Raw genomic sequence first — 24,623 nt, 5'->3', positions numbered from 1 at the left:
ATGTGACACTGCCTCCATGAACTTGGTGCCCGATGTTCCCCCGCAGTCCTATGCGCTCCTCAGCCTCCTCCGAGCGCACCTGAAGCACCTGGACCGCATCGAGGCCGAGCCGCTGGACAGCCCCCAGTGGGCCGCCGCCGTCGAATCGCCTCGGACCGTGGCCGCCGTCAAGGCCCCCAGCGAAACCGCCACCACCGCGGACGTCACCATGATCATCGGCACCGGCTCCCCCGACCGGCGCCGCTGCCTCTACACCGCCATGCCCACCCCGGCATCCGTGGCCACCCTCGCCGACGAGTCCGAAGTGGCCATATTCCTGTACAACCGCCGTGGCCGCCTCCAACCCGCCAACCGCACCGCCTCCGCGATCCAGTCCCGCGCCTGGTACCCGCCCGCAAAGGCCATCGCCCCCATGCGCATCGTCGGCGACGAAGCCTGGGGCGTGGTCGCCGAGGCCACCGGCGACTCGGGCCACCCCGGCATCTTCGAAGCCGCCGCCGGCTGGCTGGTCCTCCTGGCCGTCATCGCCTTCCTCGGCGCCGCCGCCTACCTCGCCCTCAAATTCTTCGGCGTCATCTGACCCACCGTTCGACAGACGCCCCGAAAACCCTTGTCCGCCAGGGATTTCGGGGCGCAGGTGTTTGTTGGTGAGTGCGCGGGCGAAGCCCGTGCTCCTTCTTTCCGCTTCTGGGCAAGCTTGCCCAGGAGAGAGGTTCACTACCTTGGATTCGATATATCTCTTATTGCATTTTCGGAACTCCTCCCCGCCGCCCGGTGCTACAACCGGGTCGACGTCGCTTTCCCCTGGAGGCCCTATGACGAGGGCGCCGAAGACGCCATGGCGATCCTTCCGGACCGGCTCGCCGCCTTGGAGGAGGTCCGTCGGCAGGCAGAGGAGCTGGAGACGGTCGACGGGGACGGTACACCCGACGAATGGCTCACCCCCCTCGATGAGCTGATCGAGACCCTCGACAACATCACCAACTGGCAAGGCGGCCCGGAAGCCGACATGCTCTTCGTCCTCACAGTGGACCTGCAGGAAACCCAGGTGGAAGAGCTGGGAACGGTCGCAACCGATGTCGGCCTCGGCAACGAGTGCGCTGACATCCACGCCTGGAAGTTCTTCCCCGACATACCCGCATGACCACCGGATCCGGTGCGCTCCTTATCTCCGAATCAGATTTCCTTGGGCCGCAAAGAGGTTCTTTACCTCTGGATCGATATATCTTGTTTGTTATGCCAGAATGGACGCATGCTGAAGATGGCCATACTCGGATTCCTGCGGGACTTCCCGCTCCACGGCTACGATCTGAAGAACCGCGTCGCAGCACTGGCCGGGCACGTCCGGCCCATCGCCGACGGCACGCTCTACCCCACCATCAAGAAACTCGAAGACGCCGGCTGCCTCACGCGCCGCACCGCACCCGGGTCGGTCGCCGCACCGCGCCACATGCTGGAGATCACCCAGGACGGCACCGACCAGCTGCGCCGCTGGCTGCGCAATCCGGAGCCGGGCTTCATCACCGACGACAACAAGTGGTACGTGCTCCTGGCGTTCCTCCATCACTTGGAGAACCCCAGGGAGCAGGCGCTCGTACTCGCGCGCCGGCGCGAATTCCTCGACAAGCCGACGCAGCTGTTCTTCGACGGCGACGGGCGGCCCATCCCGTCCGACCAGCTCGAATCGCCCTTCCGCAAGGGCCTCATGCAGATCCACCGGTCGGTGAACCTCAACGAGATCGACTGGCTCGACCACCAGATCGCCGACCTCAACCGCCGCTCCGGCTACGTGGCACAGCGCAGCCCCTAAGCCGCGCGGTTTCCCCAACGTGGAAGGGATCGGGCGCAGGCGGCCCGGCCGCCTGCGCCTCGCGATCACAGGATCGCTGCCAGCAATACGAAGAAGATGACGAACAGGATCACCACGGCCGCGCCGGTCACCAGCACCGCCGGCTCCTGCATCGTCGAGCGGTTCCCCGGCTGCTGTTGCTGTTGCTGCTGGACCATCGGCGCCTGCGGCTGCATCTGCTGCTGCGCCATCTGCGTCTGCGGGGGCAGCATCTGCGGCGCCTGCACCGGCGCCCGGGGCCCGGACATGTGGGCCGAGGGCGAGACCGGGCCGCCGGACGTCTGGCCGAGTGGCGGCGCCGACTGCTGCTGGTCGGGGGAAGGACCGGTCGAGGCGCGCACCGCGCCCTCCACGACCACGGTCTCCGGCTGCTCGAACGTCTGCGGCGGCACACCCACCTTGGAGTGGATGAGCTGCGAGATCATCGGGATTCGCGAGGAACCGCCGACGAGGAAGATGCCCACCAGGTCATTCGGGTTCAAACGCGCGGCGGCGATGGCCCGCGAGAGGCAGTCGACGGTGCGCTCCAGCGGCGGGCGGGCGATCTCCTCGAACTCGGCGCGCGTGAGGTGGGCGTCGACCTCGAGGGCGGGCAGGTGGATGTCGGCGCTCGCGGTGCGCGAGAGCGTCTCCTTGGCGCCGCGGACGTCCTCGTAGAGCATGCGCCGGTAGCGGCGGTCCCGGTCGTCGGCGGGGCTCAGCAGGCGCTTCCAGTCGTCGGGGTGGGAGGCGCCGTAGGTCTTGCCGAGGTGCTCGACGATGCCGTGGTCGAAGTCGAGGCCGCCGACGTCGCCGACGCCCTCCTCCGCCAGGACCTCGAAGCCGGTCTGGGTGCGGCGCACCACGGTCGCGTCAAAGGTGCCGCCGCCGAGGTCGTAGATCGCCAGCGATCGCCCGGGCGGGACGGCCGTGCCGAGCACGGAGGTGAAATAGGATGCCGCGGCGACGGGCTCGGGGATCAACTGAGGCGCGGGCAGACCGGCCAGGCGGGCCGCGTCAATGAGGATCGAGCGGCGTCGCTCGCCCCACCGGGCGGGGTGGGTGAGCCGCACCTGGGAGGGCATCTGCCCGGCCTGGCGCTGGGCCTCCAGGGCGACTTGCTGGAGGACGTAGGCGATCACCTGGGGCACCGGGATCTCGGACGTGCCCAGGAAGACCGAGCCGTCGTCGATGCGGCGCTTCGGATTGGGCTCGAAGCGGGCAGGATCCATGCGGGCGTTGCGCTCGGCGTCGCGGCCGACGAGCATTCGCCCGTCGGAGTTGTAGTACACCGCCGAGGGCAGGATCGGTGCGCCGTCGAACAGCAGTGGGCGTACGCGTCCATCGGCCGAGCGCAGCACGGCGACGGTGTTCGAGGTTCCGAAATCGATTCCAAGCACGTGCATGTGAGAACTCCTTGTCTGCTTCCACACCATACTGGTCGCGCTCTCCGCCGATGCGACCCTGTCGGCCGTTCACGCTCGCGTCGGCGGCCGTTTGCACACCGCTGGCAAGATGATGCGCGTGCTCAATGAAACAGTCCCGCGCTCGACCCGGCGCGAACGGATCGGCTGGTATGCCTACGACTGGGCTGGTCAGCCGTTTATTACCTCCGTTATGACGGTTTTGGGCACCGTCTTCCTGACGCAGTTGGCGTCCTCGGCCGTCGGGTGCGAGTCCGATTGCGACTCGGTGCGCGTGGGCGTGCTCGGCTCGGCGGTGCCCATCGGTTCGCTGTGGGCGTATACGACTTCGGCTTCGGTGCTCATCACCGTTGTGGCGTTGCCGCTGATCGGCGCGGTCGCCGATCGCAGTTTCCACAAGCGACGGATGCTCGGCGGCTTCGCGTTCGCCGGCTCGGCGCTGATCTTCGCGTTCGTGTTCATCGGCGCCGGTTCGGGGAACTATCTGCTCTCGGCGGGGCTGATTCTGGGGGCGAACGTCTGCTACGGGTGCTCACAGGTCGTCTACGACTCGTTCCTGCCGCAGTTGGCCGGGCCCGACGAGCGGGACAAGATCTCCTCGACCGGTTGGGCCTACGGGTACCTGTCGGGCGCGATCTTCCTGGCGATCAACCTGGTGTCGATCAATGCCGCCGGGCCGCTCGGGATCTCGGAGCTGACGGCGGTGCAGTACGGGCTGGCGGCGACGGGCCTGTGGTGGGCCGGGTTCACCTGGTTCACGCTGGTGCGGCTGGAGGACCGGCCTCCGGTGATCGACACGACGGTGTCGCTGGTGCGCTCGCTGGGCACGACCCTGGCCGAGATGCGGCGCTACCCGAAGACGCTGCTGTTCCTGGCGGCGTTCCTGCTGTACTCGGACGGGATCTCGACGGTCCTGGCAATGGTGGGCACCTACGGGGACCAGGAGCTCGGCCTGGAGGCCAGCGCGCTGGTGCTGGCGATCCTGCTGGTGCAGTTCGTGAACTTCGGCGGGGCGCTGGGGATGCGGCGGATCGCCGACCGCATCGGGGCGTACCGGACGGTGATGGGCGGGCTGGTCGGCTGGTGCGGGGTCGTCATCGCCGCGTACTTCCTGCCGGAGGGCAACGTGTTGGCGTTCCTGGGTCTGGGAGTGCTGCTGGGCTGCGTCATGGGCGGCACGCAGGCGCTCTCGCGGTCGCTGTTCAGCCAGCTGATTCCCGCCGGCCGCGAGGCGGCGTATTTCGGGGTGTATCAGATCGCCGATCGCGGCACGTCGTGGATCGGGCCGCTCATGTTCGGCCTGGTCGTGCAGTTGACCGGGAATATGCGGTGGGGCGTGATCGGGTTGGTGGCGTTCTTCGCGGTGGGGCTGGCGCTGTTTGCGCTGGTGCCGATGCGGCGGGCGATCGAAGAGGTGGGAAACACGCCGCCGCAGCGGATTTGACCCACTGTGCGCGCTCACAGCGGCCGAATTGAGACGGTGTTGTGTCACACTTCAAGGGGACGTCGGGTGGCAGGCCGGGCCAGGCCGGGCCACACTTGGGGGTCGACTCCACGGCGAAGCTTGCGGGCCGTACGTTCGCACGGGAAGCATCGAGCCAGCCGCGGCGTTGCATGAGTGCGATACCCCGTGATTCGGCGTGATCGCTGGGGTCGCCGACCGCCACGACGAAGCTCGCAAGCCATAGATTTGCGGGTCAGCAGCGTTTTTCCGAGCAAGTGCTCAAGAAAGTGCAGGGGAACACATGGGTGACAGAATGCTGAGAGGTTCTCGTCTCGGCGCCGTCAGCTACGAATCGGACCGCAACACGGAGCTGGCCCCGCGTCAGACCCGCGATTATGTGTGCCCGCAGGGACACCGCTTCGAGGTGCCCTTCGCCGTCGAAGCGGAGATCCCGCTGACGTGGGAGTGCCGCCTGGACGGTTCGACGGCGAAGCTGGTCGATGGCGAGGAGCCCGAGACCAAGAAGGTCAAGCCGCCGCGTACCCACTGGGACATGCTGCTGGAGCGTCGCTCGATGGAGGAGCTTGAGGACATCCTCGACGAGCGTCTTCAGGAGATGCGCGCCCGCCGCGGCGAGCGCTGACGCAACGTCTTATCGGGCCCCGGTCATTCGATTGGCCGGGGCCTCTTGTCGTCTCCCGGGTGCTTGTCGTCCCCTGAGGGGCGGCCGCGCCCGGGGTCAGCTCCCCCGTCGCCTCGCGGCTCGGTGTCGTCGATGACCTCGCCGTCGATGACGCTGCCGCTGCGTGCGCCCCAGTTGGCGCCGAAGTTCACCTGCGGGGTCTTGGCGGCGATCCAGCGTCCCAGGCCGCGGAACAGCAGCCTCGTCGGCGGGGAGAGCAGCAGCAGGCCGATCAGGTCGGTCACGAAGCCGGGAACGATGAGGCACACCGCGCCGCCCAGCGCGTAGCCGTGCTTGGCGGGCTCCTTGGACGGGTCGCCGCCCGAGTTGAGGTAGTCGCGGGCCTCTTGGAAGGACTTGCCGCCCACGTACTGCACCAGCGCGATGCCGATGAAGCTGGTGCCGATGAAGATCATCAGCGTGTAGAGGACGCCGATCAGGTAGACCAGCCCGAAGAACGCGGCAGCCTCCAGAATCACCCAGGCGGCCAGCGCGAGCCGGACCGGGTACGGGGCCCGCTGCCGCGGCGGCGGGGATTGCGGCTCTCGGCTGTAGGTCACGCTTCGATTCTGCCACGCCGCAAGGCTTGTCGCAGCCGCCGTGTGCGGTGGGCCATGCCCCAGCGGGTGAGGTTGCGCAGTGCTTCGAGCGAGATCGACAGGTTCATTTTGGACGCGCCGGAGCGCCGCTCGGTGAAGGTGATGGGGATTTCGCGGATGGTCAGGCCGGCCTTGACGGCGCGCCAGGTCAGGTCGATCTGGAAGCAGTAGCCGACGGACGTGACCGTGTCGAGTTCGAGCTTGGAGAGCGCGTCGAGGCGGTAGGCGCGGTAGCCGGCGGTGACGTCTTGGACGTCGAGGCCCAGCATGAGGCGGGTGTAGGCGCCGGCGCCGCGCGAGAGGAGGAGCCGGTGGAAGGGCCAGTTGGAGACCGAGCCGCCGGGGACGTAGCGCGAGCCGATCGCCAGGTCGGCCTCTTCCAGTCCGGCGAGGAGGCGGGGCAGGTCGGCCGGGTCGTGGGAGCCGTCGGCGTCCATCTCGATGACGGTGCGGTAGCCGCGCTCGGCGGCCCAGGCGAAGGCGGCGAGGTAGGCCGCGCCCAGTCCCTGCTTCTCGGCCCGGTGGAGGACGTGGACGCGGTCTTCGCGGGAGGCGATCTCGTCGGCGAGGTCGCCGGTGCCGTCGGGCGAGTTGTCGTCCACGACGAGGATGTCGATGTCCGGGCGGCTGGCCAGGGCCGCCTCGACGGTGGGCCCGAGATTGTCGCGCTCGTTGTAGGTGGGGATGGCGACGAGCGCCGGGCCGGTGTCGCTGCCGGTGGGAGTCCGGTCCGGTGTGGAGCTCATGGCGGTGCTTCCTAGGTTTGCGACTCCGCCGGAGCGGGAGTGGCTTCGTCTGCCGGTCGGCTGCCGCTGCGGCGGTGTCGGACATTGATGACGATACCTGCGATCAAGGCGGCCAACGCTGCGGTGGTGAGGACCACTTCGGGCAGAATACCGACCTGGGTGGCCGGAGTGGACTGTTCCGACAACGTCAGGTCCGATTGGATCACGGCGGCCGTGTTGAACTCGGTCGCCTGTGAAGCGGTTCCCGTGTGGTCGGTGAAGGCGGAGACGCCGACGGTGGAGACCATCAGGCCGTCGCGGCCGTGCTCGATGGAGCGGAGCTGGACCTGGGCGAGCTGCTGGGTGGCCTCGGCGACGTCGAAGGTGGCGTTGTTGGTGCCGACGCTGATCAGTTGGGCGCCATCGCGAACCGAGTTGGCCACTTCGGCGTCGAAGGCGATCTCGAAGCAGATGAGCCCCGAAAGGGTGATGTCGTCGACTTCGACGATGCCGGGGTTGTCGCCCTGCTCGAATCCGGCGACCATGTCGAGGCCCTCGGACATGCGCGGGTCGATCCATCCGGCGATGGTCGAGAAGAAGTCCTGGTAGGGGACGTATTCGGCGAAGGGCACGGGGTGGCGCTTGGAGTACATGAACACCGGGCCTGCTTCGGGGTCCCAGACGATGGTCATATTGGCGGGATCGCCGCCGTCTTCGCTCTCGACGATGCCGCCCAGGACGATCGGAACGCCGATCGCGGCCGCTGCGGAGCTGATGAGGTCGTAAGCGTCCTGGTTGTGGACGGGATCGACGTCGGAGGCGTTCTCGGGCCACACGACGATGTCGGGCCGCTCGACGGTGCCCTCGTTGACGGCGTCGGCGAGTTCGAGGGTGGCCTCGACGTGGTTGTCGAGGACGGCGCGTCGCTGCTCGTTGAAGTCGAGACCGAGGCGGGGGACGTTGCCTTGGACGAGGGCGACGTTGATCTCCTCGCCGCTCGGGGCGGTCGAGCCGATCGGGAGGGCGCTGGGGGCGATGACGGTGATCGCGGCGGCGGCGACGAATGCGGCGCTCTTGCGCCAGTTCGGGCGGCGCCAGGCGGCCGCGAGCAGACAGCCGCCGGCGAGGGCGACGAGGAAGCTGACGAGGGGCGCGCCGCCGAGCCAGGCGGCCGCGGCGGTGGGCGCCTCGGCCTGGCTGAAGGCCAAGCGGCCCCACGGGAAGCCGCCGAAGGGCTGGCGGTCGCGCAGCGCCTCCTGGGCGACCCAGGCGACGCCGGTGAGCGGCGCCCAGATCCACCGGTGGCGGTCGATCAGGCGCGAGCAGATCGCGAGCCCGCAGCCGAGGACGGCCGGGCCGAGCGCTTCGAGCGCCGAGAGGATGACCCACGGCCACTGGCCGACCTGGGTGGAGGTCCAGGAGATGAGCGGGAGGAAGAACGCCATGCCGTAGACGAAGCCGATGCCGAAGCCGCCTCGGGCGCGGCGGCGGTGGACGGCGACGCCGAATCCGGCGACGGAGAGCACCGCGAGCGGCCACCAGCCGTAGGGCGGGAAGGCGAACACGGCCAGACCACCGGAGGCGGCGGCGACTCCGAGCGCGGCGGGCAGGCTCAGGCGGAGCCCGAGCGGCGAGTCGACCATCAGGCTGAGGCGACGGCGTGACCTGGTGGGACGGGCCTCGTCCGCGGTATCGGTCGCGTCGTCGGTGACGGTGATCAAAGGAGGCGCTCCTCGCTCATGTTTCAAGTGAGGTCTAAGCGTACTGCCCGCACGGCAAAGGGGCGTAGCTGTGTCTGGCTACGCCCCTCGCACGGGTTTCTCCCAGTCCCTGTACGGCCGGTGTCCCCTGCGGCGTCAGCTGGCGATCTTCGGACCAACTCGCAACCATCTGGCTGATCAACTGCGAGTTGTTGTCTAGGGATCACCTACGTCTGCTGCGGGTCCACCACCGGCGACCGGCTCGCCTTCCTCCGCCGACCCCCGCGATCTGGACCTGGCCGCCGGTAGCAGTGCGGCCGCGCTGCCACCTTGTCCAGTCTGCGTGGGAGCAAAGCAAGTCGAGTCGCCCCCGACGTTCGGCGGACTTCCGGTCGTGGTCGTCCGCCGAGGACCAGACCACCGTAAGCCAAACAGCGCCGCCTTCGTCAACCGGGTCGCATTTTTGGTCCGGCAATTTTTCTCGCGTATGGGGCCCTTTCGGCTCCGGCGCAGGTCAACTGCGCTGGTACACGAGGTGTCCTCCGGCGATGGTCATGGAGCACATGGGAGCGGGCGTGTGCAGATCACTCAGCTCGGGGATACGGCCGTCGGTGAGCTCCCACACTGTGAAATCGGCTCGCATGCCCGGGGCGAGGGCTCCGGAGTCGTCCACGCCGAGCGCGCGCCATCCGCCTCTGGTCGCGGCGCTGAAGGCGGCCGTGGGGGTCAGCGACAACGACGGGTTGTGATGGCCGACGGCGGCGGCCACGCCGCCCCACGGGTCGAGCGGGGTGACCGGGGAGTCGGAACCGAACGCGAGCGGGACGCCGACGCCGGCCATGCGCGAGAGCGGATTCGCCGCCAGTGCGCGGTCGATGCCGAGCCGGGCCGCGTACATGCCGCCGCTGCCGCCCCAGGCGGCGTCGAAGGAGGGCTGGACCGAGGCGTGGACGCCGTGGTGGACCATGCGGGCCGTCAGGGCGGGGTTGAGAAGTTCGGCGTGCTCGATGCGGTGGCGGGCGTGACGGATAGCGTCGAGGCCGAGCAGCGGCTCGACCAGGTCGAGGCCGTCCAGGACGACCTGGATGGCCGCGTCGCCGATGGCGTGGAACGCCGCCGGGAGCCCGGTGCGGTGGCAGGCGGAGAGGTGCTCGCGGACCTGCTCGGCGGTGAAGTACCGGGCGCCGGTCTCGGCGGGCCGGTCGCGGTAGGGCTCGGAGAGGAAGGCGGTGTGCGCCCCGAGGGAGCCGTCGATGGACAGGTCGCCGCCGCAGCCGTGAGCGCCGAGGTCGCGGGCCCTTTCGGCCGCGCCGAGCTCGCCCCACCAGCCGTATACCGCCGGCAGGTCGGGCCTGGCACCGAGCGCGATCAGGCCGGTGAATTCGTCCTCGGTGGCGGGATCGTCGGCGACGGGGATGGTGTGCTCGGCGACCGCGGCGATGCCCAGGCTCGCGGCGTGCTCCAGGGCGGCGCGGACGGCGTCCAGGCGCTGGGAGATCGGGACGGCGGCGGCCACGCCGGCGCGGGCCGAGCGGTGGGCGCCTCGGGTGAGAAGCCCGGACGCGTCGAAGCCGTCCAGAGCGGCCAGGTCGGGCCGTTCGGCCAGGAGTCTTGGCCCGGCAATGCCGGTGTGCCCGCAGGTCCGCGAGAGGTACACCAGGCGCCCGGCGGCGGCCTTCTCGACCTCGGCCGACAGGGGCAGGGACGGGTCGCCCCAGGTGGTCTCGTCCCAGCCGTGGGCGAGGACGATCGCTCCGCTGGGCAGGTCGAGGGCGTGCGCGGCGACCCGGTCGAGCAATTCGGCGGCCGAGCCGAGGCCGGCCAGGTGCAGGCCGGTCAGGGAGGCGCCGGTGCCGCCGAGGTGGACGTGCGAGTCGACGAACGCCGGGGTGGTGAGGGCCCCGGCCAGGTCGACGGTGCGGTCGGCGGCCGGCGCGTCATCGCCCTCGCCGACCCAGGTGATCCGGTCGCCTTCGGTCAGCAGGGCGGTCGCGTGTGGACTGGTGGGGCTCAGTACGCGACCGCCGCGCCACAGCGTCTTTTGGAGGCTCATACCTCCATTCTCTCAGTCGACCGGGTGGAGGACGCGGTGGAGGAAGCTCTGTGCCCGTTCGGTCTTGGGGTTGGTGAGCACTTCGGCCGGGGTGCCCTCCTCGACGATGACGCCGCCGTCGATGAACACCACCCGGTCCGCGACCTCGCGGGCGAAGCCCATCTCGTGGGTGACCACGAGCATGGTCATGCCCTCGGCGGCCAAGCCCTTCATGACCGACAGGACCTCGCCGACCAGCTCGGGGTCGAGGGCGCTGGTGGGCTCGTCGAACAACATGAGTTTGGGGTTCACGGCCAGGGCGCGGGCGATGGCGACGCGCTGCTGCTGGCCGCCGGAGAGCTGGGAGGGCTTGGACCGCTCCTTGCCTTCGATGCCGACTTCGGCGAGGCGGCGGCGGGCTTCGGCCTCGGCCTCGGGCTTGCTCGTCTTGTACACCCGGCGCTGCGCGATGGTGACGTTGTCGAGGATGGACAGGTGGCTGAAGAGGTTGAACTGCTGGAAGACCATGCCGATGTCGGCCCGGGCGGCGTCCAGGTCGGCGTCGGGGTGGGTCATGTCGTGGCCGGCGGCCTCGATGGTGCCCGAGGTGGGCACTTCCAGGAGGTTGACGCACCGCAGCAACGTGGACTTGCCCGAGCCGGAGGCGCCGATGATGCACACCACTTCGCCCTCGTTGATGTCGAGGTCGATGCCGCGCAGGACCTCGTTGTCGCCGAAGGACTTGTGCAGGTCGCGAATGGTGACCAGGGCAGTCGTCTCGGGCGATTCGCCGGTGCTCATTTGCGGTCCTCCTTGGTTTCGAGGCGGCGGGCCAGGGCCGACAGCGGGACGGTCAGGAGCAGGTAGAGCAGGCCGCCGACGATGAGCGGGGTGGCGTTGGCGGTGTCCGACATCTCGTCGCGGGCGAACTTGGTCAGTTCCAAGGTGCCGGCCGTGACGCCGAGGACGGACACCAGGGAGGAGTCCTTGGTGAGCATGACCAGCTCGTTGGTGAGCGGCGGGATGACGATGCGCAGCGCCTGGGGCAGCACGATCGAGATCATGGTGCGGGTGTGGCTCATGCCGAGCGTGCGGGCCGCCTCGACCTGTCCCTTGGGGACGGCCTGGATGCCGGCGCGGATGCTCTCGGCGATGTAGGCCGAGGAGGTCAGGCCCAGGCCGAGGGCGACCTGGCCGTACACGCCGCCGGGGTACTGGATGCCGGGGAAGGCCAGGGGGACGCCGAAGCCGACCCCGAACAGCACCAGCAGGGCCGGCAGGCCCCGGAAGGTCTCGACGTAGGCCGTGGCCACCCACCGGTACAGGAAGAACGACGAGACGCGCATGAGCGCGACCGGGACGGCGACGACCATGCCGAAGATGAACGCGAAGATCGTGTAGAGGACGGTGTTGCCGAACGCGGTCCACGCGGCCGGGAACATCGCTGCCGCGATGTCGACCTGGAAGAAGGAGTCGGCGATCCGGCCCCAGTCTGCCAGCGCGGCCAAGAGGGCGAGGACGGCGAGCGCGACGGCGAACTGGATCGTCCGGGCCCAGCGCCGCCGCTGCCGCACCGTCAGGGTGGAGGTTTTCGGCGATTTCACTATTCGGCGGGTTCCTCGGTGTAGGGCTCGCCGATCCACTTCTCGTAGATCTCGGCGTAGGTGCCGTCCTCGAAGGCCGTGCTGAGCATGGTGTTGACCTCGTCGAGCAGTTCGGTGTCGTCCTTCTGGACGGCGAAGCCGTAGTGCTCCTCGGTCTCGATGGTCTGGATGACCGCCAGGCCCTCGGTCTTAGCGATCATGGTCTTCCAGGTGGCCAGGTCGGCGATGGAGGCGGCGACGCTGCCGGTGGTGAGGGCCGACTGGATGTCGCCCATGTTGTCGAAGGCGCGGACCTCGAAGCCGTACTGCTCGGACACGGATTCGGCGTAGGACTCGCCGGTGGTGCCGGACTGGACGGCGACCTGGACTCCGGACAGGTTGTCGAGGGAGGCGACGTCGCCGCCGTCGGCGGCGACGAGGGCCTGGTCGGCGCGGTAGTAGGCCTCGGACATGCCCATGGCCGCTTCACGTTCTTCGGTTATAGAGAGGCCGGCGGCGGCGATGTCGCAGGTGCCGGCGTTGAGCGCGGAGCCAGATTCGATCGAGGAGAAGTCGATCTCGACGATCTTGACGGTTTTGTCCAGTTGCTCGCCGAGGAGATTCATCAGGTCGATGTCGAAGCCGACGTACTCGCCGTCCTCTTGGAATTCGAAGGGCTCGAAGGGAACGTTCGTGCAGACGGTGAGGGTGTCCTCGTCTGCGCCGGACGAACATGCCGTGGCTGCCAGCCCGGTCCCGATCAGGGCAAGGGCGGCGGCGGCACGGCGGGCAGTGGTGTTCACCGTATTGCTCCTTTATGTCGTTGCGTTCGCGTGCCGATCTTTTCAGGGCGGGCCTGGCCGCCGTCATGGCACCTGGCTCATAATGTGTCAGGTTTCGCACTGTGGGACGGGCGGAATCGCCGTTCACGTCGGAAGTCGGGCCCCCATGAGACAGTGGTGGGCATGCTCATGCTCATCGACGCGGCCTCGCTCTGGTACCGGGCGCACTACGGCCTGCCCTCATCGATCAAATCCCCCAGCGGCGCCCGGTCGGGGGCGATCCGGGGATTCTTCGACGGTCTGGCGACGCTCTCGCGCCGCTTCTCCCCCACCGGGATGGTCTGCTGCCTGGAGGGCAACTGGCGCCCCCAGTGGCGCCTGGATCTGCTGCCGACCTATAAGGCCGAACGGGCCACCGAGGATGGCGCGGAGGACACCCCGGAAGGTCTGGACGCGCAGGTCGCGGCCATTGAGGCGCTGCTGCCGGCGCTCGGGGTGGCGACGGCGTCGCACCCCGAATACGAGGCCGACGACGTGATCGCCACTCTAGCCGCGCGCACCGCCGAGCCGGTGCTGGTCGTGACCGGCGACCGGGACCTGTTCCAGCTCGTCGACGACGAGCTGGACCGAAAGGTCGTATACCTCGCACGCGGGATATCCAAAGCCGAGGTGTTCGATGCGGCGGCGGTCGCGACCAAGTTCGGCGTCGACCCCGGCCACTACGTGGACTTCGCGATCCTCCGCGGCGACCCTTCCGACGGGCTGCCCGGCGTCAAGGGCATCGGCGCGAAGACGGCGGTGAGCCTGGTGAACACCTACGGCGGCATCTCGGGTATCCGCGCTGCGGCGGCCGAGGACGACACCGACGTCCCCGAACGCCAGCGCAAGGCGATCGAGGACGCGGCCGATTACCTGGACCGGGCGCTCAAGGTCTCCACGGTCGCCGACGACGTCGACCTTCCGCCGATCGACGCCGAACTGCCGACGGCGCCGACCGAACCGGCGAAGGTCGCGGCGATCACGGCCGAGTGGGGCATCGGCTCGGCGCTGAAGCGCTTCGGCGAGGCGATCGTCTAATCCCAGGTTCTCGCTACCGGCCGCGACGATCTCGGCCCCCGCGCCGAATGCGGCGGCCGCCTCGTCCTGAGGGGTGTCGAGGATGACGGCGTAAACGCGACTGCGGTGCAACGAACTCCCTGGCTCAGACGTCGGCGACGACACCGCGGCGGATCGCGTCGACCGCGTCGAAGGCCTCGTCGGCGAGCTTGTTCGATCCCTTGGTGCCGATCACGCGCGCGGCCGTGCCCATCTGGTGCAGCAGGTCGGCGGTGCGGCGGGCCCAGCGCACGAAGTCGCCGCCGGGCATCGGCCACGGGCCGTCCGCGGCCGCGAGAGCCTTCGACAATTCCTCGCCGCGGCTCCAGCGATACATCGGCCAGGCGAGCCCGAGCTGCGGCTTGGAGATCAGCGACAGGCCACGGGAGTTCTCGGCCCGCCGGATCGCCTCCCAGCGCCGCCCGGTGGCGGCGACCGCGTCGGTGATGGGGCCGGGGATCGCCACGAAGTACTCGTCCTCTTCGAAGCGGGACTCGTAGATGACCGTCGAGGCGATCGCCGCCAGCGCGGGCGCCTCCAGGCCTTCCCAGATGCCGTCTCGCAGGCATTGGGCGACGAGGAGGTCGGTCTCGCAGAAGATGTTGCGCAGCAGTCGCCCCGAGTCGGTGACGGTCTCGCCTTCGAGGTAGCCGAACTCGGAGAGGACCTCGCGGACGGCGGTGAACTGGCGCGCCAGCGAGTGCTCCCGTTGTCCGGCACGGCTCTTGAGGTGTTCGACTTCGCGTTTGAGGCGCAGCCACCGCGAGGCGTGAACAGTATGCTGCCCGGCGTCGGGGCAGTCCCGGCACGGGTTGTCGCGGACTTCCTCGCGCAGGCGCGCGATCTCGGGGGTCTCGGCGGCGCCGCCGCGGCGCGTGGGACGGGACCGGTCGCGGGTGGCCTCGCGCAGCTGGGCGGCGAGGTCATTGCGGTGCTTCACGTCCTTGCGATTGAAGTGCTTGGGCAATCGCACCCGCGTGACGACCTCGACGCCGCCGTCGAAGGCGGTGGAGTCGAGGCTGCCGGTCCAGCCGTCGTCGGTGACGACGGCCCAGCGCAGGTCGTGGCGCCCGCGCCCGCTGGCCCGCAGGAACACGGCCCACCCGGAGCGCTTGCCGCGCGAGATCCACACGACGTCACCGCCGCGCAGTTTTTCCAGTGAGGTGCGGGCGGCGTCGCGCAGGGAGCCCTTGCGGCGTTTCTGGGCGCCGCGTTCGGCCTGTGAGAGCCGTTGCGTCACTTCGAAGTAGGCCAGGAAGTCGCCCTTGTCGCACTTGGCGGCCCCGGCCGATTCGGCGGCCTTGCGCGAGAGCGCCCGGGCCTGCTCGGCCAGGTGGACGGCCTCGGTGTCGGACTGGAACTGCGCGAACGAGGAGGCCAGGACCTCCTCGGCGCGGGCGACGCCCGCGGCGTTGATGAGGTTGACGGACATGTTGTAGGAGGGCGCGAACGAGGAGTTCAGCGGGTAGGTGCGCTTGGAAGCGAGTCCGGCGACCTCCTTGGGACGGATGTCGTCAGCCCACACGGTGACCGCGTGGCCTTCGACGTCGATGCCGCGGCGCCCGGCTCGGCCGGTCAGCTGCGTGTACTGGCCGGGGGTGAGCATGACGTGGTCGGTGCCGTCGTACTTGATGAGGCGTTCGAGCACGACCGAGCGCGCGGGCATGTTGATGCCCAGCGCGAGCGTCTCGGTGGCGAAGACGACCTTGAGCAGGCCGCGTTCGAACAGCTTCTCCACGACCTCCTTGAACACCGGCAGCAGGCCGGCGTGGTGGGCGGCGAAACCGGCGGCGAGGCCGTCGAGCCACCGGTCGAAGCCGACCGCCTCGAGGTCGCGGGGGTCGATGTGGGCGCAGGCGGCGGTCGCGTGGTCGATGATGGCGTCGCGATCGGCGCCGTCGGTCAGCCGCAGCCCGGCGCGCACGCATTCGTCCACGGCCGCATCGCATCCGGCGCGCGAGAAGATGAAGTAGATGGCCGGCAGCAGCGCCGCCGAGTCCAGTCGGGACACCACTCTGCCGCGGTCGACGTAGGGCCTGCCGCGCCGGCGCCCGCCGCCGGAGCGTTCGGATCGCTCCCGCGCCCGGGCGTCTTTCTTGAGCAGTTCCTTGTTGACGTAGTCGCCGTCGGGCTCGAACAGGTCGAGCAGGACCCCGCCGACCATCATGTGCTGCCACAGCGGCACCGGGCGGGTCTCGGAGACGACCACCTCGGTCGAGCCGCGCACGCTCTTGAGCCAGTCGCCGAACTCCTCGGCGTTGGAGACGGTGGCCGAGAGGCTCACCACGCGCACCCGCTCGGGCAGCTCGATGATGATCTCCTCCCACACCGCGCCGCGGAAGCGGTCGGCGAGGTAGTGGACCTCGTCCATGACGACGTAGCGCAGCCCGCCCAGGGTGGGCGAGCCGGCGTAGATCATGTTGCGCAGGACCTCGGTGGTCATGACCACGATCGGGGCCTCGCCGTTGATGACCGTGTCGCCGGTCAGGAGACCGACGTTCTCGGCCCCGTGCGCATCGACCAGGTCGTTGAACTTCTGGTTCGACAGGGCCTTGATGGGGGTGGTGTAGAAGCACTTGGCGTCCTCGGCGAGCGCCAGGTGGACGGCGAACTCCCCCACCACGGTCTTGCCGGCGCCGGTCGGGGCGCACACGAGCACCCCGTGGCCGTCCTCGAGGACACGGCAGGCCCGGATCTGGAAGTCGTCGAGGGCGAAGGGGTAGTCCTCGGCGAACGACGTGAGTTCGGGCCATTTGCGCCGGGCCTGTGCGGCGGTGTGGCGCTCGGCCGGGGATCGTTCGTCGGCCTGCACGTCGCCGGAGGAATGCACCATGTCCCCAAGACTAGTGCCAGGGCCCGACAACCACACTGGCGCGCTCGGGGCCGTCACCCGGTTGTGACGACGCCTACACGGCCGGGTATCTTCCGTTTGTGCACCAGGATTCCTCACCAGGCGAATACGAGGAGGGCCGCGGCGGGGTCGACGCGGTCCTGTTCGATTTCCACGGCACCTTGGCGCAGCTCGAACCGCTCACCCGGTCCGTCTCGCTCGCGGCCGAGGCCTGCGGTAAGCGACTCTCCCCCCTCGCCGTGACCGCGCTGGCCGATGCCATCGGCGCGCAGGGCTGGCTCGGGTCGGGCATGGAACCGCGCGTGCGCCCGAACTTCGCCGACGCCTGGGCCGACCGGGACCTGGACGAAGAGGCCCACCGGGAGGCGTTCACGGCGCTCGCCGCGCAGGCCCACGGCGTCTTCGAAGGCCTCGCCGAGGCGCTGTACGACCGGCTGGCGTCCCCGCAGGGGTGGGTGTCCTACGCGGACACCCTCGCGACGCTGGTGTCGCTCAAGGCGCAAGGGTACCCGATCGCGCTGGTCAGCAATATCGGCTTCGACGCCCGTCCGGTACTGCGGTATCTGGGCATCGACCGGTTCATCGACGCGTGGGTGCTGTCCTACGAGGTCGGCTACTGCAAGCCCGACGAGAAGATCTTCTACGCCGCCTGCCACGCGCTCGACGTGGAGCCGGGCCGGGTCCTCATGGTGGGCGACTCGATCGCCGACGCCGGGGCGTCCCGGATCGGGGCGCGCTGCTACCTGCTGCCGCACGCCGAGGCCGGCCGGGCCGTGGGCCTGGACGCGGTCCTCAAACTCGTGCGGACCGGGTGCTAGACCCGGCCCGCAGCAAGTAATTCACCCTATTCAGTCCTCATCGGACTTCGCGCCATCAGGTGATGTCGTCGAATCCGTCGACTCGCCGTCCGAGGCGGTTGCGCCGCACCGGGTCCTCGTCGTCGACCAGGTCGGTCTCAACCGCGCTCGCCGCGCCGACATCCGCGGCATCGCCGATATCGCCGGCCTCGTCGTCGTCGAGGTTCTCGTCGTAGGTGACGCCACGTCGCTTGTCGTTGAGATAGGCGATACCGCACGCCCCCAGGTAGAGGATCAGCATGCAGATCGCCAGCGCCGTCATCCCGAACGGGTCGGGGGTGGGCGTGAAGACCGCGGTGAAGATGAAGCTGATCAGCACCACGATCCGCCACCAGCCGAGCATCTGCTTGGCGTTGACGAGTCCGATAACGTTGAGCATCAACATGATCAGCGGGAACTCGAAGCCGATTCCGAAGACCATCATCACCGAGAGGAAGAAGTTGAGGTAGTCCTCAAGGTTCAACAGGATGACGAAGTCCTGGCTCGCCAGCAGCATGATGAACTCCATGCCGTGGGAGACCACGAAGTAGGCCAGGACCGCGCCGGCCAGGAACAGCGGCGCGGCGATCCCGATGAACAGGTAGGCGTAGCGCCGCTCGCTGCGATGCAGGCCGGGCGCGATGAATGCCCACAGCTGGTAGAGCCAGACCGGAGCCGTGGCGACCAACGCCATGTACAGGGAGATCTTCAGCGACAGCGTGATGTGGGAGATCGGCGAGTTGAGCACGGCCTCGCACTTCGCTCCGTCGCCGCTCTCGTCGGCCGATGCGAGCGAGGAGCAGTACGGATCGGCCAGGAAATTGATGACCGTCTCAGCAAAATAGAAGGCGACAGCAGTGCCCACCAGGATGACGAGCACCGCGACGAGCAACCGGCTGCGCAGGTCTTGGATGTGCTCCATGAGCGTCATGGAGCCATCGGCGGCGCGCTGGAATTTACTCCTGCGTTTCCTCTCGCGCCGAGGTTCGGTAGCCATCTGAGTATGCTGCTCTAAGACCGCCTACCGGGTCTTCTTGCGGTCCGCGTCAACGGATTCGCCATCGATAATGTCGTCAGTGGATACCGGCTTCGGCGGGTCCAGCGGCTCGCGCGAGTGCTTGGGCTCAGCGCGGTCGTCGCCGTCGGCCTCGGGGTTCGAGCCTTCCTTCTTCATCTGCTCAGTCTCAGACTTCAGGATGCGCATAGAGCGACCCAGACCCCGGGCCATGTCCGGAAGCTTCCTCGAGCCGAACAGCAACAGGATGACAACGACGAGAATGATGATGTGCCAGGGCTTCAATGCACCCATTGTTCGGTCCCTCCGGATATATGTCGGTGACGTTAACCATCGTATGCCCCTCGCCCGACGTCTGCCAGGGAGCCTTGAGGCCTCGCCCGGGCAGCTGTGAGGCCGGTGGTCCAACACGCGGTTAAGCCGGACAAGCATTACCGACTGCCGGCACTTCCGTCAACACTGGAGGCTTCGGGAACGCCGATCTTTATCAGAATGTGGCGCCGGCGACGGTCCTCCGTCACTTACCGGGGAAGCTCCCGGTGACTTTCTGAGCGGCGGCAGCGGTCTGGTTCAGGCGTTCTTGCAGTTCCTGCGCCTGTTCCATCCGGTCGTTCACACGGTCGAGGCCGTTTCGCAGCTGGCTCAGGCCCGCGCGCAGCCGCAGTGCGGCCACGGCCAGGAACACCAGTCCGGCAAGTGCGAGCACGCCCGATATCGCCCAGATCATGGCGACAGTCTAGATGAGTGGTCGCCGATCGGGGAGGTCGGGCAATGCTCCTGCACAATCGGCGACCACTCATCGAGCCACGGGACGGGGCGTCGGTGTCAGGCGGAAGCGGTCGCATACCGGGCGAGTGCGGCCCGCGCGGACTGCCGGACCGATTCGCGCAGTTGTTCGGGAGCGATGACCTCCGCCTCGCCGCCGAGGCTGAGCACGAAGCGCCGCGCCCAGTCCAGGTCGCGGGCGCGCAGCTTGACGCGGCGGTAGCCGTGGGCCTCGCCGGTGACCTCCTCGCACGGGTAGGAGTCGGTGATCCACTTGCCGCCGGGCCCGACGCGCAGCTCGATGAGCGGCAGCTCGGCCTCCAGGAACGCGGTGGGTGCGGAGCCGTTGCTCAGCCGCAGCGGCTCGGAGGGCTCGTCCAGCTCGGAGCAGGCGTCGATCCGGTCGATGCGGAACTGACGGACCTCGCCGGCGGTGCGGCACCAGGCTCGCAGGTAGGCGTGGCCGTCGGCGGCGACGACCTCAATGGGGTCGATGACCCGTTCGGAGGTGGTGTCGCGGTGGGCCGAGTAGTAGGTGATGCGGGCGGCGCGGCCCGATTCGACCAGGTCGGCGTAGCGTTCGACGCCGTCCTCCACGACGGTGCCCCGCACGTCCACCCCGGCGGCCTCGACGCCTGCGGCGGCGGCGAGCTTGTCGAGCGCGGAGGCGATCGCGGCCCGGTCCCCCACGCCCGGGGTGTCCCCCAGGACCCGGAGGGCGACCGACAGGGCGAGCGCCTCGTGGCCGGCAAGGCGCACGGGCCGGTCCATGCCGGCGGCGAACAGGATGCGGACGTGGTCGCCGTCGAAGGACAGGTCGATGAGGTCGCCGGGGCCGTAGCCCGGCAGGCCGCACATCCACAGCGCCGTCAGGTCGGTGCGGAGCTGGGCGACGCTGACGTCGAAGTCGGCCGCCAGCTCGGCGATCGGCACGCCCTCGGGGCGGGCCACCAGGTAGGGCACGAGATTGAGCAGGCGGGCCAGGCGGGTGTTAGAGCTCATCGGCGTTGACTCCCGTTTGCGGTGCGGCGACGGCCGGCTCTTCGTCGGCGAGGTTCTGCAGGCACGCGACGGTCTCCTTGACCAGCTCGGGCGGCTCCAGCACCAGGACGTCGTCGCCGAAGGAGGCCAGCCAGGACGCGGTGTAGGCGGTGTCGGTGTACGAGAAGCAGGCCTCGTCGCCCTCGGCGGTACGCGGGCCGATCTGGTCGGCGCGGCGGCGGATGCCCCAGGCCCGGCGGGGCCGCACCACGACCTTGGCGCGCGAGGGCAGCTGGTGCGCCTCGGACTCGGAGGCGAAGGCGAGCACGTCGACGTCGGCGGGGATCTCGTAGGCGTCCTCGGGTCCGGTCAGGCGGACCTTCGCGGTGATGCGGGAGAGCCGGAAGACGCGCTGAGCGGCCCGGTCGAGGTCGTATCCGGCCACGTACCAGCGGCCGCGCCAGGCCGCACAGCCCCACGGCTGGAGGCGGCGTTTCTGCGCCGTCTCGTCGTGCGCGCCCAGGTAGTCGAAGGTGACCGCGCGGCGCAGCGAGACGGCCTCCAGCAGCGGCGACAGCGCCGCCTCGGTCCCGGGCATGGTCTTGACCGGGCCGGTGGCCGCATGGGACTCGACGTCGATGCCGGCGGCGCGCAGCTTGCGCAGCGCCTGCTCGGAGCCGGACTGGAGCTCGGGCTGCTGCCACAACCGCGCGGCGGCGGCCACCGCGGCGGCCTCGGCGTCGGTGAACTCGATCTGCGGGAGCTCGAAGTCGGACCGGGCGATGCGGTAGCCGGGCTCTGAGTCGAAGTAGGCGTCGGTGCCCGATTGGAGGGGCACGCCGATGCGGCGCAGCTCGGCCTTGTCGCGCTCGAACTTGCGCTGGAAGGCCTCATGCGCGCGCTTGTCGTTGAGGTCGTGCTCGTAGCCGGGGACGGTCCGGGCGATCTTGGTCGCCGTCTGGAAGCGTCGCGACGACAGCAGGCACAAGACCAGGTTCACCAGGCGTTCAGTGCGATCGTTGGACACGCGCCCAGCCTATGCCTTCGGCCCCGGCACCTGCCATCGCGGCCGCCGTCCTACGGTCCTTTGATAGTGTCCGTTCGTGATCAGATGGCGATACGGTACCGTTCGCGCCGTTCGCGGCTCCTGGAGTGGCTGCACCGAATTGGAAGTCGACGTCGAGGCCCGCGAGGGCGAGGACGCCTTTTCCTGCAAGGGGCTCGCCTATGACGCCCTGGTCGGCGTCCCGGAACCGGGCGAGCGGGTGCTGCTCAACTGCAACGCCATCGCGAAGGGACTCGGTACCGGCGGCTACGCGCTGGTCATCGCCGTTCCCGACCGGCTTCCGGCCGACGTCGACGAGCCGGGGCACATCGTCAAGGCCCGCTACACGCCGATGCAGGCGATGCGCTTGGCCGTGGACGAGGACGACTCGCCCCACCGCGCCGCGGTCGAAACCTGCGAGAGTCTGGAGGGCATGCCGGTCGTCGTGGCCGACCTGCACTCGGCCCTCGCGCCGATCCTGGCCGGCATCCACGCCACCTGGCCCGAGGCCAAGGTCGCGTATGTCATGACCGACGGCGGCTCGCTCCCGGCGTGGTTCTCCCGCCAGATGGACCAGCTCTCGGATCGGCTGTGCTGCACGGTCACCGCCGGGCAGTGCTTCGGTGGGGACCTGGAGGCGACCAATATCCACAATGCACTCATTGCGGCAAAGGTCGTCGGCGGCGCGGACATCGCGATCGTCGCCCAGGGTCCGGGCAATCTCGGCACCGGAACCGTGTGGGGCTTCTCCGGCACCGCCGCCGGTGAGGCGGTCAACGCCGCCGCCGTGCTCGGCGGACGCCCCGTGGCCTCGCTGCGGATCTCCGAGGGCGACGTACGCGAACGCCACCGCGGCATCTCGCACCATTCGATGACGGCCTACGGGAAGGTCGCGCTGGCCGGAGCCGACATTCCCGTCCCGGACGAGCTGCCCGCGGATCTCGAGGACAAGATCAAGTCCCAACTGGCCGAACTGCCCGATCGGCACCGACTAATCGCCGTCGACTCGGCGGGCCTGATCGCGGCGATGGAGGAGCTCCCGGTCCGCCTGTCGACCATGGGTCGGGGCCTGGACCGCGACCGCGTCTACTTCGTGGCCGAAGCCGTGGCGGGCCGCCATGCGGCAATCCTCCTGGCAGAGTCGCCGCAAACCTGAGCACGCGACCAATCAGTCTTCAGCCGCCCTTCAGCTCCCCGCGTTAGCCTCGAAACGGGGGACATTCCGAACGCGACCGCTTCAGCGTGCCTTCAGCGTGCCTTCAGCATCACCGCGTTAGCGTCGGAACCGGGGGCCCTTCTGAACACGGCCGCTTCAGCATACCTTCAGCTCCCCGGCGCTAGGGTCGGAACTGGGGGACGTTCCGAACGCCGACGCTTCAGCGTGCCTTCAGGATCGACGCGCTAGTGTCGAAAACCGGGGCCCTTTCCCTGCCGCGCATCCTGCTTCCGGCGTGCGCCCGAACGCGAACCGCCCCGCCTACGCGAATGCGCGGGCGGGGCGTCGTTCGATTCGCTACAGCACGAACAGCACGAGGATCCATACGCCGACGACGCCCGCCAGCGCGAGCGCGAGGGCCCAGGTCGGGACCCTGTACTCGCCTCGCCGATTGCGGGCGATCTCCTCGCGGATGCGGGTGGTGCGCCGTTCGTAGGCGGCAACCGGGTCGAAGCGGGCGAACCGGCTTTCCTGCCGATCCTGCCCGCCCCGTCCGGCGTGGTCTTGCTCGCTCACGGGTTCCTCACATGCTGGCGATGAGCTTGTCGACGCGCTCGTCGCGGGAGCGGAACGGGTCCTTGCAGAGGACCGTCCGCTGGGCCTGGTCATTGAGCTTGAGGTGGACCCAGTCGACGGTGAAGTCGCGGCGCTTCTCCTGGGCCTTGCGGATGAACTCGCCCCGCAGGCGGGCGCGGGTGGTCTGCGGCGGGACCTCTTTGGCCTCGAAGACCTCGACGTCGTGGGTGAGGCGCTCGGCCTCGCCGCGGGCCTCCATCAGGTGGTGCAGGCCTCGGCCGCGGCGGATGTCGTGGTAGGCCAGGTCGAGCTGGGCGACGCGCGGGCTGGACAGCGCCAGGCCCCGCTTCTCGCGGTAGCGCTCGATGAGCTTGAGCTTGGCGACCCAGTCGATCTCGCGGGACACGGAGTCGAGGTCGCCGGTCTCGACGGCCTGGAGGACCCGCTCCCACAGTTCGAGGACGCGCTTGGTGGTGGCGTCGGCGCCGCGCTGGTCGACGAAGTCCCTGGCCTTTTCGAGGTATTCGCGCTGGATGTCCAGGGCGGAGGCCTCGCGACCGGAGGCGAGGCGGACCAGGCGCTTGCCGGTGGTGTCGTGGCTGATCTCGCGGATGGCCCGGATCGGGTTCTCCAGGGTCAGGTCGCGCATGGTCACGCCGGTCTCGATCATCCGCAGCACCAGGTCGGCCGAGCCGATCTTGAGCATCGTGGTGATCTCGTTGATGTTGGAGTCGCCGACGATGACGTGGAGTCGGCGGTAGCGCTCGGCGTCGGCGTGGGGCTCGTCGCGGGTGTTGATGATGGGGCGGGACCGGGTGGTGGCCGAGGAGACGCCCTCCCAGATGTGCTCGGCGCGCTGCGAGAGGCAGTAGCGGGCGCCGCGGGGGGTCTGGAGGACCTTGCCGGCGCCGCAGATGAGCTGGCGGGTGACCAGGAACGGAATGAGGACTTCGGCGAGGCGGCCGAATTCGCCGTGGCGGCTCACGCAATAGTTCTCGTGGCAGCCGTATGAGTTCCCGGCCGAGTCGGTGTTGTTCTTGAACAGGTAGATGTCGCCGGCAATGCCCTCGTCATGAAGGCGCTTCTCGGCGTCGATCATGAGTCCTTCGAGGATACGCTCTCCGGCGCGGTCGTGCTTGACGAGATCCTCGACCGAGTCGCACTCGGGAGTGGCGTACTCAGGGTGGCTTCCCACGTCCAGGTAGAGGCGGGCGCCGTTGCGCAGGAAGACGTTGGAGGAGCGTCCCCAGCTGACGACGCGCCTGAAGAGGTAGCGGGCCACCTCGTCGGGAGACAGGCGCCGCTGTCCCCGGAACGTGCAGGTGACCCCGTATTCGGTCTCAAGTCCGAAAATGCGCCTGTCCATGTCGAAACCCTACCCCGATTCGTTTGAGGAGAACACCCCTCGCGATCAAACGGTTCCGGACCGCGACGGGCACTATGGATATCTAGCGGGCCTCCGGCCGGGCCGGCAACTGTCCATTTGAGTGGGACGGTTTCGCGA

24 protein-coding genes are annotated in these 24,623 nt (G+C 69.0%); 8 read left to right on the top strand and 16 right to left on the bottom strand.

The genetic code is table 11. The features are described 5' to 3' along the window. Positions 1-16: 16 nt before the first annotated feature. The 3 genes from FAB82_RS24985 (at position 17) to FAB82_RS24975 (ending at position 1,810) form a co-directional block, all read left to right on the top strand. Entirely contained in the window at positions 17-580 is a 564-nt protein-coding gene (locus tag FAB82_RS24985) for a hypothetical protein (protein ID WP_136537287.1), read from the top strand. Positions 581-697: 117 nt separating this feature from the next. Beyond that, the gene (locus FAB82_RS24980; RefSeq protein ID WP_136537286.1) at positions 698-1,144 is read left to right on the top strand and encodes a hypothetical protein; all 447 of its coding nucleotides are present in this window, start codon (positions 698-700) and stop codon (positions 1,142-1,144) included. A 108-nt stretch (positions 1,145-1,252) separates the two neighbouring features. Continuing rightward, positions 1,253-1,810 carry a PadR family transcriptional regulator gene (locus tag FAB82_RS24975; RefSeq protein ID WP_136537285.1) on the top strand — a complete coding sequence of 186 codons (558 nt, stop codon included), beginning with the start codon at positions 1,253-1,255 and terminating at the stop codon, positions 1,808-1,810. Positions 1,811-1,875: 65 nt separating this feature from the next. Here the strand turns inward: FAB82_RS24975 and FAB82_RS24970 are convergent, their stop codons facing one another. Further along, entirely contained in the window at positions 1,876-3,234 is a 1,359-nt protein-coding gene (locus FAB82_RS24970) for an Hsp70 family protein (protein WP_168801764.1), read from the bottom strand. A gap of 109 nt (positions 3,235-3,343) precedes the next feature. On the opposite strand from FAB82_RS24970, the gene FAB82_RS24965 reads away from it, so the two are divergent. Then, the gene (locus FAB82_RS24965) at positions 3,344-4,696 is read left to right on the top strand and encodes an MFS transporter (RefSeq protein WP_136537283.1); all 1,353 of its coding nucleotides are present in this window, start codon (positions 3,344-3,346) and stop codon (positions 4,694-4,696) included. A 301-nt stretch (positions 4,697-4,997) separates the two neighbouring features. Further along, on the top strand, positions 4,998-5,339 hold the full coding sequence (locus FAB82_RS24960; RefSeq protein ID WP_136537282.1) for an RNA polymerase-binding protein RbpA: 342 nt from the start codon (positions 4,998-5,000) through the stop codon (positions 5,337-5,339). A 23-nt stretch (positions 5,340-5,362) separates the two neighbouring features. On the opposite strand, the gene FAB82_RS24955 is transcribed toward FAB82_RS24960, so the two are convergent. From FAB82_RS24955 to FAB82_RS24925, 7 genes are all read right to left on the bottom strand, one after another. After that, the gene (locus FAB82_RS24955; protein ID WP_168801763.1) at positions 5,363-5,938 is read right to left on the bottom strand and encodes an FxsA family protein; all 576 of its coding nucleotides are present in this window, start codon (positions 5,936-5,938) and stop codon (positions 5,363-5,365) included. Next, a complete protein-coding gene (locus FAB82_RS24950) occupies positions 5,935-6,723 on the bottom strand; it encodes a polyprenol monophosphomannose synthase (protein WP_136537281.1) in 789 nt (262 codons plus the stop codon). The genes FAB82_RS24955 and FAB82_RS24950 overlap by 4 nt, the downstream gene beginning before the upstream one ends. 11 nt (positions 6,724-6,734) lie before the next feature. Further along, on the bottom strand, positions 6,735-8,423 hold the full coding sequence (gene lnt, locus FAB82_RS24945; protein ID WP_211116845.1) for an apolipoprotein N-acyltransferase: 1,689 nt from the start codon (positions 8,421-8,423) through the stop codon (positions 6,735-6,737). 493 nt (positions 8,424-8,916) lie between these two features. Next, positions 8,917-10,455 (bottom strand): amidohydrolase, encoded by a 1,539-nt coding sequence (locus tag FAB82_RS24940; RefSeq protein WP_136537280.1) that lies wholly within the window; start codon positions 10,453-10,455, stop codon positions 8,917-8,919. A 12-nt stretch (positions 10,456-10,467) separates the two neighbouring features. Next, positions 10,468-11,235 (bottom strand): amino acid ABC transporter ATP-binding protein, encoded by a 768-nt coding sequence (locus FAB82_RS24935; protein WP_136537279.1) that lies wholly within the window; start codon positions 11,233-11,235, stop codon positions 10,468-10,470. Beyond that, positions 11,232-12,038 carry an amino acid ABC transporter permease gene (locus tag FAB82_RS24930; protein WP_211116844.1) on the bottom strand — a complete coding sequence of 269 codons (807 nt, stop codon included), beginning with the start codon at positions 12,036-12,038 and terminating at the stop codon, positions 11,232-11,234. Before FAB82_RS24930 ends, FAB82_RS24935 begins: the two co-directional genes overlap by 4 nt. Then, the gene (locus tag FAB82_RS24925; RefSeq protein WP_136537278.1) at positions 12,038-12,820 is read right to left on the bottom strand and encodes a transporter substrate-binding domain-containing protein; all 783 of its coding nucleotides are present in this window, start codon (positions 12,818-12,820) and stop codon (positions 12,038-12,040) included. The genes FAB82_RS24930 and FAB82_RS24925 overlap by 1 nt, the downstream gene beginning before the upstream one ends. Before the next feature lie 162 nt (positions 12,821-12,982). On the opposite strand from FAB82_RS24925, the gene FAB82_RS24920 reads away from it, so the two are divergent. Beyond that, positions 12,983-13,876 (top strand): 5'-3' exonuclease, encoded by an 894-nt coding sequence (locus FAB82_RS24920; protein WP_211116843.1) that lies wholly within the window; start codon positions 12,983-12,985, stop codon positions 13,874-13,876. A gap of 124 nt (positions 13,877-14,000) precedes the next feature. Here the strand turns inward: FAB82_RS24920 and FAB82_RS24915 are convergent, their stop codons facing one another. Beyond that, entirely contained in the window at positions 14,001-16,727 is a 2,727-nt protein-coding gene (locus tag FAB82_RS24915) for a DEAD/DEAH box helicase (protein WP_136537277.1), read from the bottom strand. Between the two features lie 98 nt (positions 16,728-16,825). Between FAB82_RS24915 and FAB82_RS24910 the strand changes: the two genes are divergently transcribed. Continuing rightward, positions 16,826-17,563, top strand: a complete 738-nt coding sequence (locus tag FAB82_RS24910) for an HAD family hydrolase (protein ID WP_136537276.1) — start codon at positions 16,826-16,828, stop codon at positions 17,561-17,563. Positions 17,564-17,618: 55 nt separating this feature from the next. Here the strand turns inward: FAB82_RS24910 and tatC are convergent, their stop codons facing one another. The 5 genes from tatC to FAB82_RS24885 all read right to left on the bottom strand — a co-directional run bounded on the left by tatC (position 17,619) and on the right by FAB82_RS24885 (position 21,369). Continuing rightward, a complete protein-coding gene (gene tatC, locus FAB82_RS24905; RefSeq protein ID WP_136537275.1) occupies positions 17,619-18,578 on the bottom strand; it encodes a twin-arginine translocase subunit TatC in 960 nt (319 codons plus the stop codon). Between the two features lie 24 nt (positions 18,579-18,602). Further along, positions 18,603-18,890, bottom strand: coding sequence for a Sec-independent protein translocase subunit TatA (gene tatA, locus FAB82_RS24900; RefSeq protein ID WP_136537274.1), 288 nt, complete (start codon positions 18,888-18,890; stop codon positions 18,603-18,605). A gap of 223 nt (positions 18,891-19,113) precedes the next feature. Then, positions 19,114-19,323 (bottom strand): hypothetical protein, encoded by a 210-nt coding sequence (locus tag FAB82_RS24895; RefSeq protein WP_136537273.1) that lies wholly within the window; start codon positions 19,321-19,323, stop codon positions 19,114-19,116. 98 nt (positions 19,324-19,421) lie between these two features. Next, entirely contained in the window at positions 19,422-20,363 is a 942-nt protein-coding gene (locus FAB82_RS24890) for a helix-turn-helix transcriptional regulator (RefSeq protein WP_136537272.1), read from the bottom strand. Beyond that, on the bottom strand, positions 20,353-21,369 hold the full coding sequence (locus FAB82_RS24885) for a helix-turn-helix transcriptional regulator (RefSeq protein WP_136537271.1): 1,017 nt from the start codon (positions 21,367-21,369) through the stop codon (positions 20,353-20,355). The genes FAB82_RS24890 and FAB82_RS24885 overlap by 11 nt, the downstream gene beginning before the upstream one ends. 76 nt (positions 21,370-21,445) lie before the next feature. Here FAB82_RS24885 and FAB82_RS24880 point away from each other — a divergent pair, with 76 nt between their 5' ends. Beyond that, entirely contained in the window at positions 21,446-22,543 is a 1,098-nt protein-coding gene (locus FAB82_RS24880) for a DUF3866 family protein (protein ID WP_136537269.1), read from the top strand. Between the two features lie 357 nt (positions 22,544-22,900). Here the strand turns inward: FAB82_RS24880 and FAB82_RS24875 are convergent, their stop codons facing one another. Beyond that, positions 22,901-23,119 (bottom strand): hypothetical protein, encoded by a 219-nt coding sequence (locus tag FAB82_RS24875; protein WP_136537268.1) that lies wholly within the window; start codon positions 23,117-23,119, stop codon positions 22,901-22,903. Positions 23,120-23,126: 7 nt separating this feature from the next. Continuing rightward, on the bottom strand, positions 23,127-24,485 hold the full coding sequence (gene pafA / locus FAB82_RS24870) for a Pup--protein ligase (protein ID WP_136537267.1): 1,359 nt from the start codon (positions 24,483-24,485) through the stop codon (positions 23,127-23,129). Between the last annotated feature and the right edge of the window lie 138 nt (positions 24,486-24,623).

Origin of the sequence: Glycomyces buryatensis (assembly GCF_004912275.1) — a bacterium.
In the GTDB taxonomy this organism is placed as follows: domain Bacteria; phylum Actinomycetota; class Actinomycetes; order Mycobacteriales; family Micromonosporaceae; genus Glycomyces; species Glycomyces buryatensis.
The sequence above is the reverse complement of the archived record's forward strand: the minus strand, read 5'-3'. Positions and strand labels throughout refer to the sequence as shown.

Excerpts from the sequence above, each read along its gene's own strand:
- FAB82_RS24985 (WP_136537287.1), top strand. The coding sequence starts at position 17 with ATGAACTTGGTGCCCGATGTTCCCCCGCAGTCCTATGCGCTCCTCAGC.
- FAB82_RS24975 (WP_136537285.1), top strand. The coding sequence starts at position 1,253 with ATGCTGAAGATGGCCATACTCGGATTCCTGCGGGACTTCCCGCTCCAC.
- FAB82_RS24970 (WP_168801764.1), bottom strand. The coding sequence starts at position 3,234 with ATGCACGTGCTTGGAATCGATTTCGGAACCTCGAACACCGTCGCCGTG.
- FAB82_RS24965 (WP_136537283.1), top strand. The coding sequence starts at position 3,344 with ATGATGCGCGTGCTCAATGAAACAGTCCCGCGCTCGACCCGGCGCGAA.
- FAB82_RS24960 (WP_136537282.1), top strand. The coding sequence starts at position 4,998 with ATGGGTGACAGAATGCTGAGAGGTTCTCGTCTCGGCGCCGTCAGCTAC.
- FAB82_RS24950 (WP_136537281.1), bottom strand. The coding sequence starts at position 6,723 with ATGAGCTCCACACCGGACCGGACTCCCACCGGCAGCGACACCGGCCCG.
- FAB82_RS24940 (WP_136537280.1), bottom strand. The coding sequence starts at position 10,455 with ATGAGCCTCCAAAAGACGCTGTGGCGCGGCGGTCGCGTACTGAGCCCC.
- FAB82_RS24935 (WP_136537279.1), bottom strand. The coding sequence starts at position 11,235 with ATGAGCACCGGCGAATCGCCCGAGACGACTGCCCTGGTCACCATTCGC.
- FAB82_RS24920 (WP_211116843.1), top strand. The coding sequence starts at position 12,983 with ATGCTCATGCTCATCGACGCGGCCTCGCTCTGGTACCGGGCGCACTAC.
- FAB82_RS24915 (WP_136537277.1), bottom strand. The coding sequence starts at position 16,727 with ATGGTGCATTCCTCCGGCGACGTGCAGGCCGACGAACGATCCCCGGCC.
- tatC (WP_136537275.1), bottom strand. The coding sequence starts at position 18,578 with ATGGCTACCGAACCTCGGCGCGAGAGGAAACGCAGGAGTAAATTCCAG.
- tatA (WP_136537274.1), bottom strand. The coding sequence starts at position 18,890 with ATGGGTGCATTGAAGCCCTGGCACATCATCATTCTCGTCGTTGTCATC.
- FAB82_RS24895 (WP_136537273.1), bottom strand. The coding sequence starts at position 19,323 with ATGATCTGGGCGATATCGGGCGTGCTCGCACTTGCCGGACTGGTGTTC.
- FAB82_RS24890 (WP_136537272.1), bottom strand. The coding sequence starts at position 20,363 with ATGAGCTCTAACACCCGCCTGGCCCGCCTGCTCAATCTCGTGCCCTAC.
- pafA (WP_136537267.1), bottom strand. The coding sequence starts at position 24,485 with ATGGACAGGCGCATTTTCGGACTTGAGACCGAATACGGGGTCACCTGC.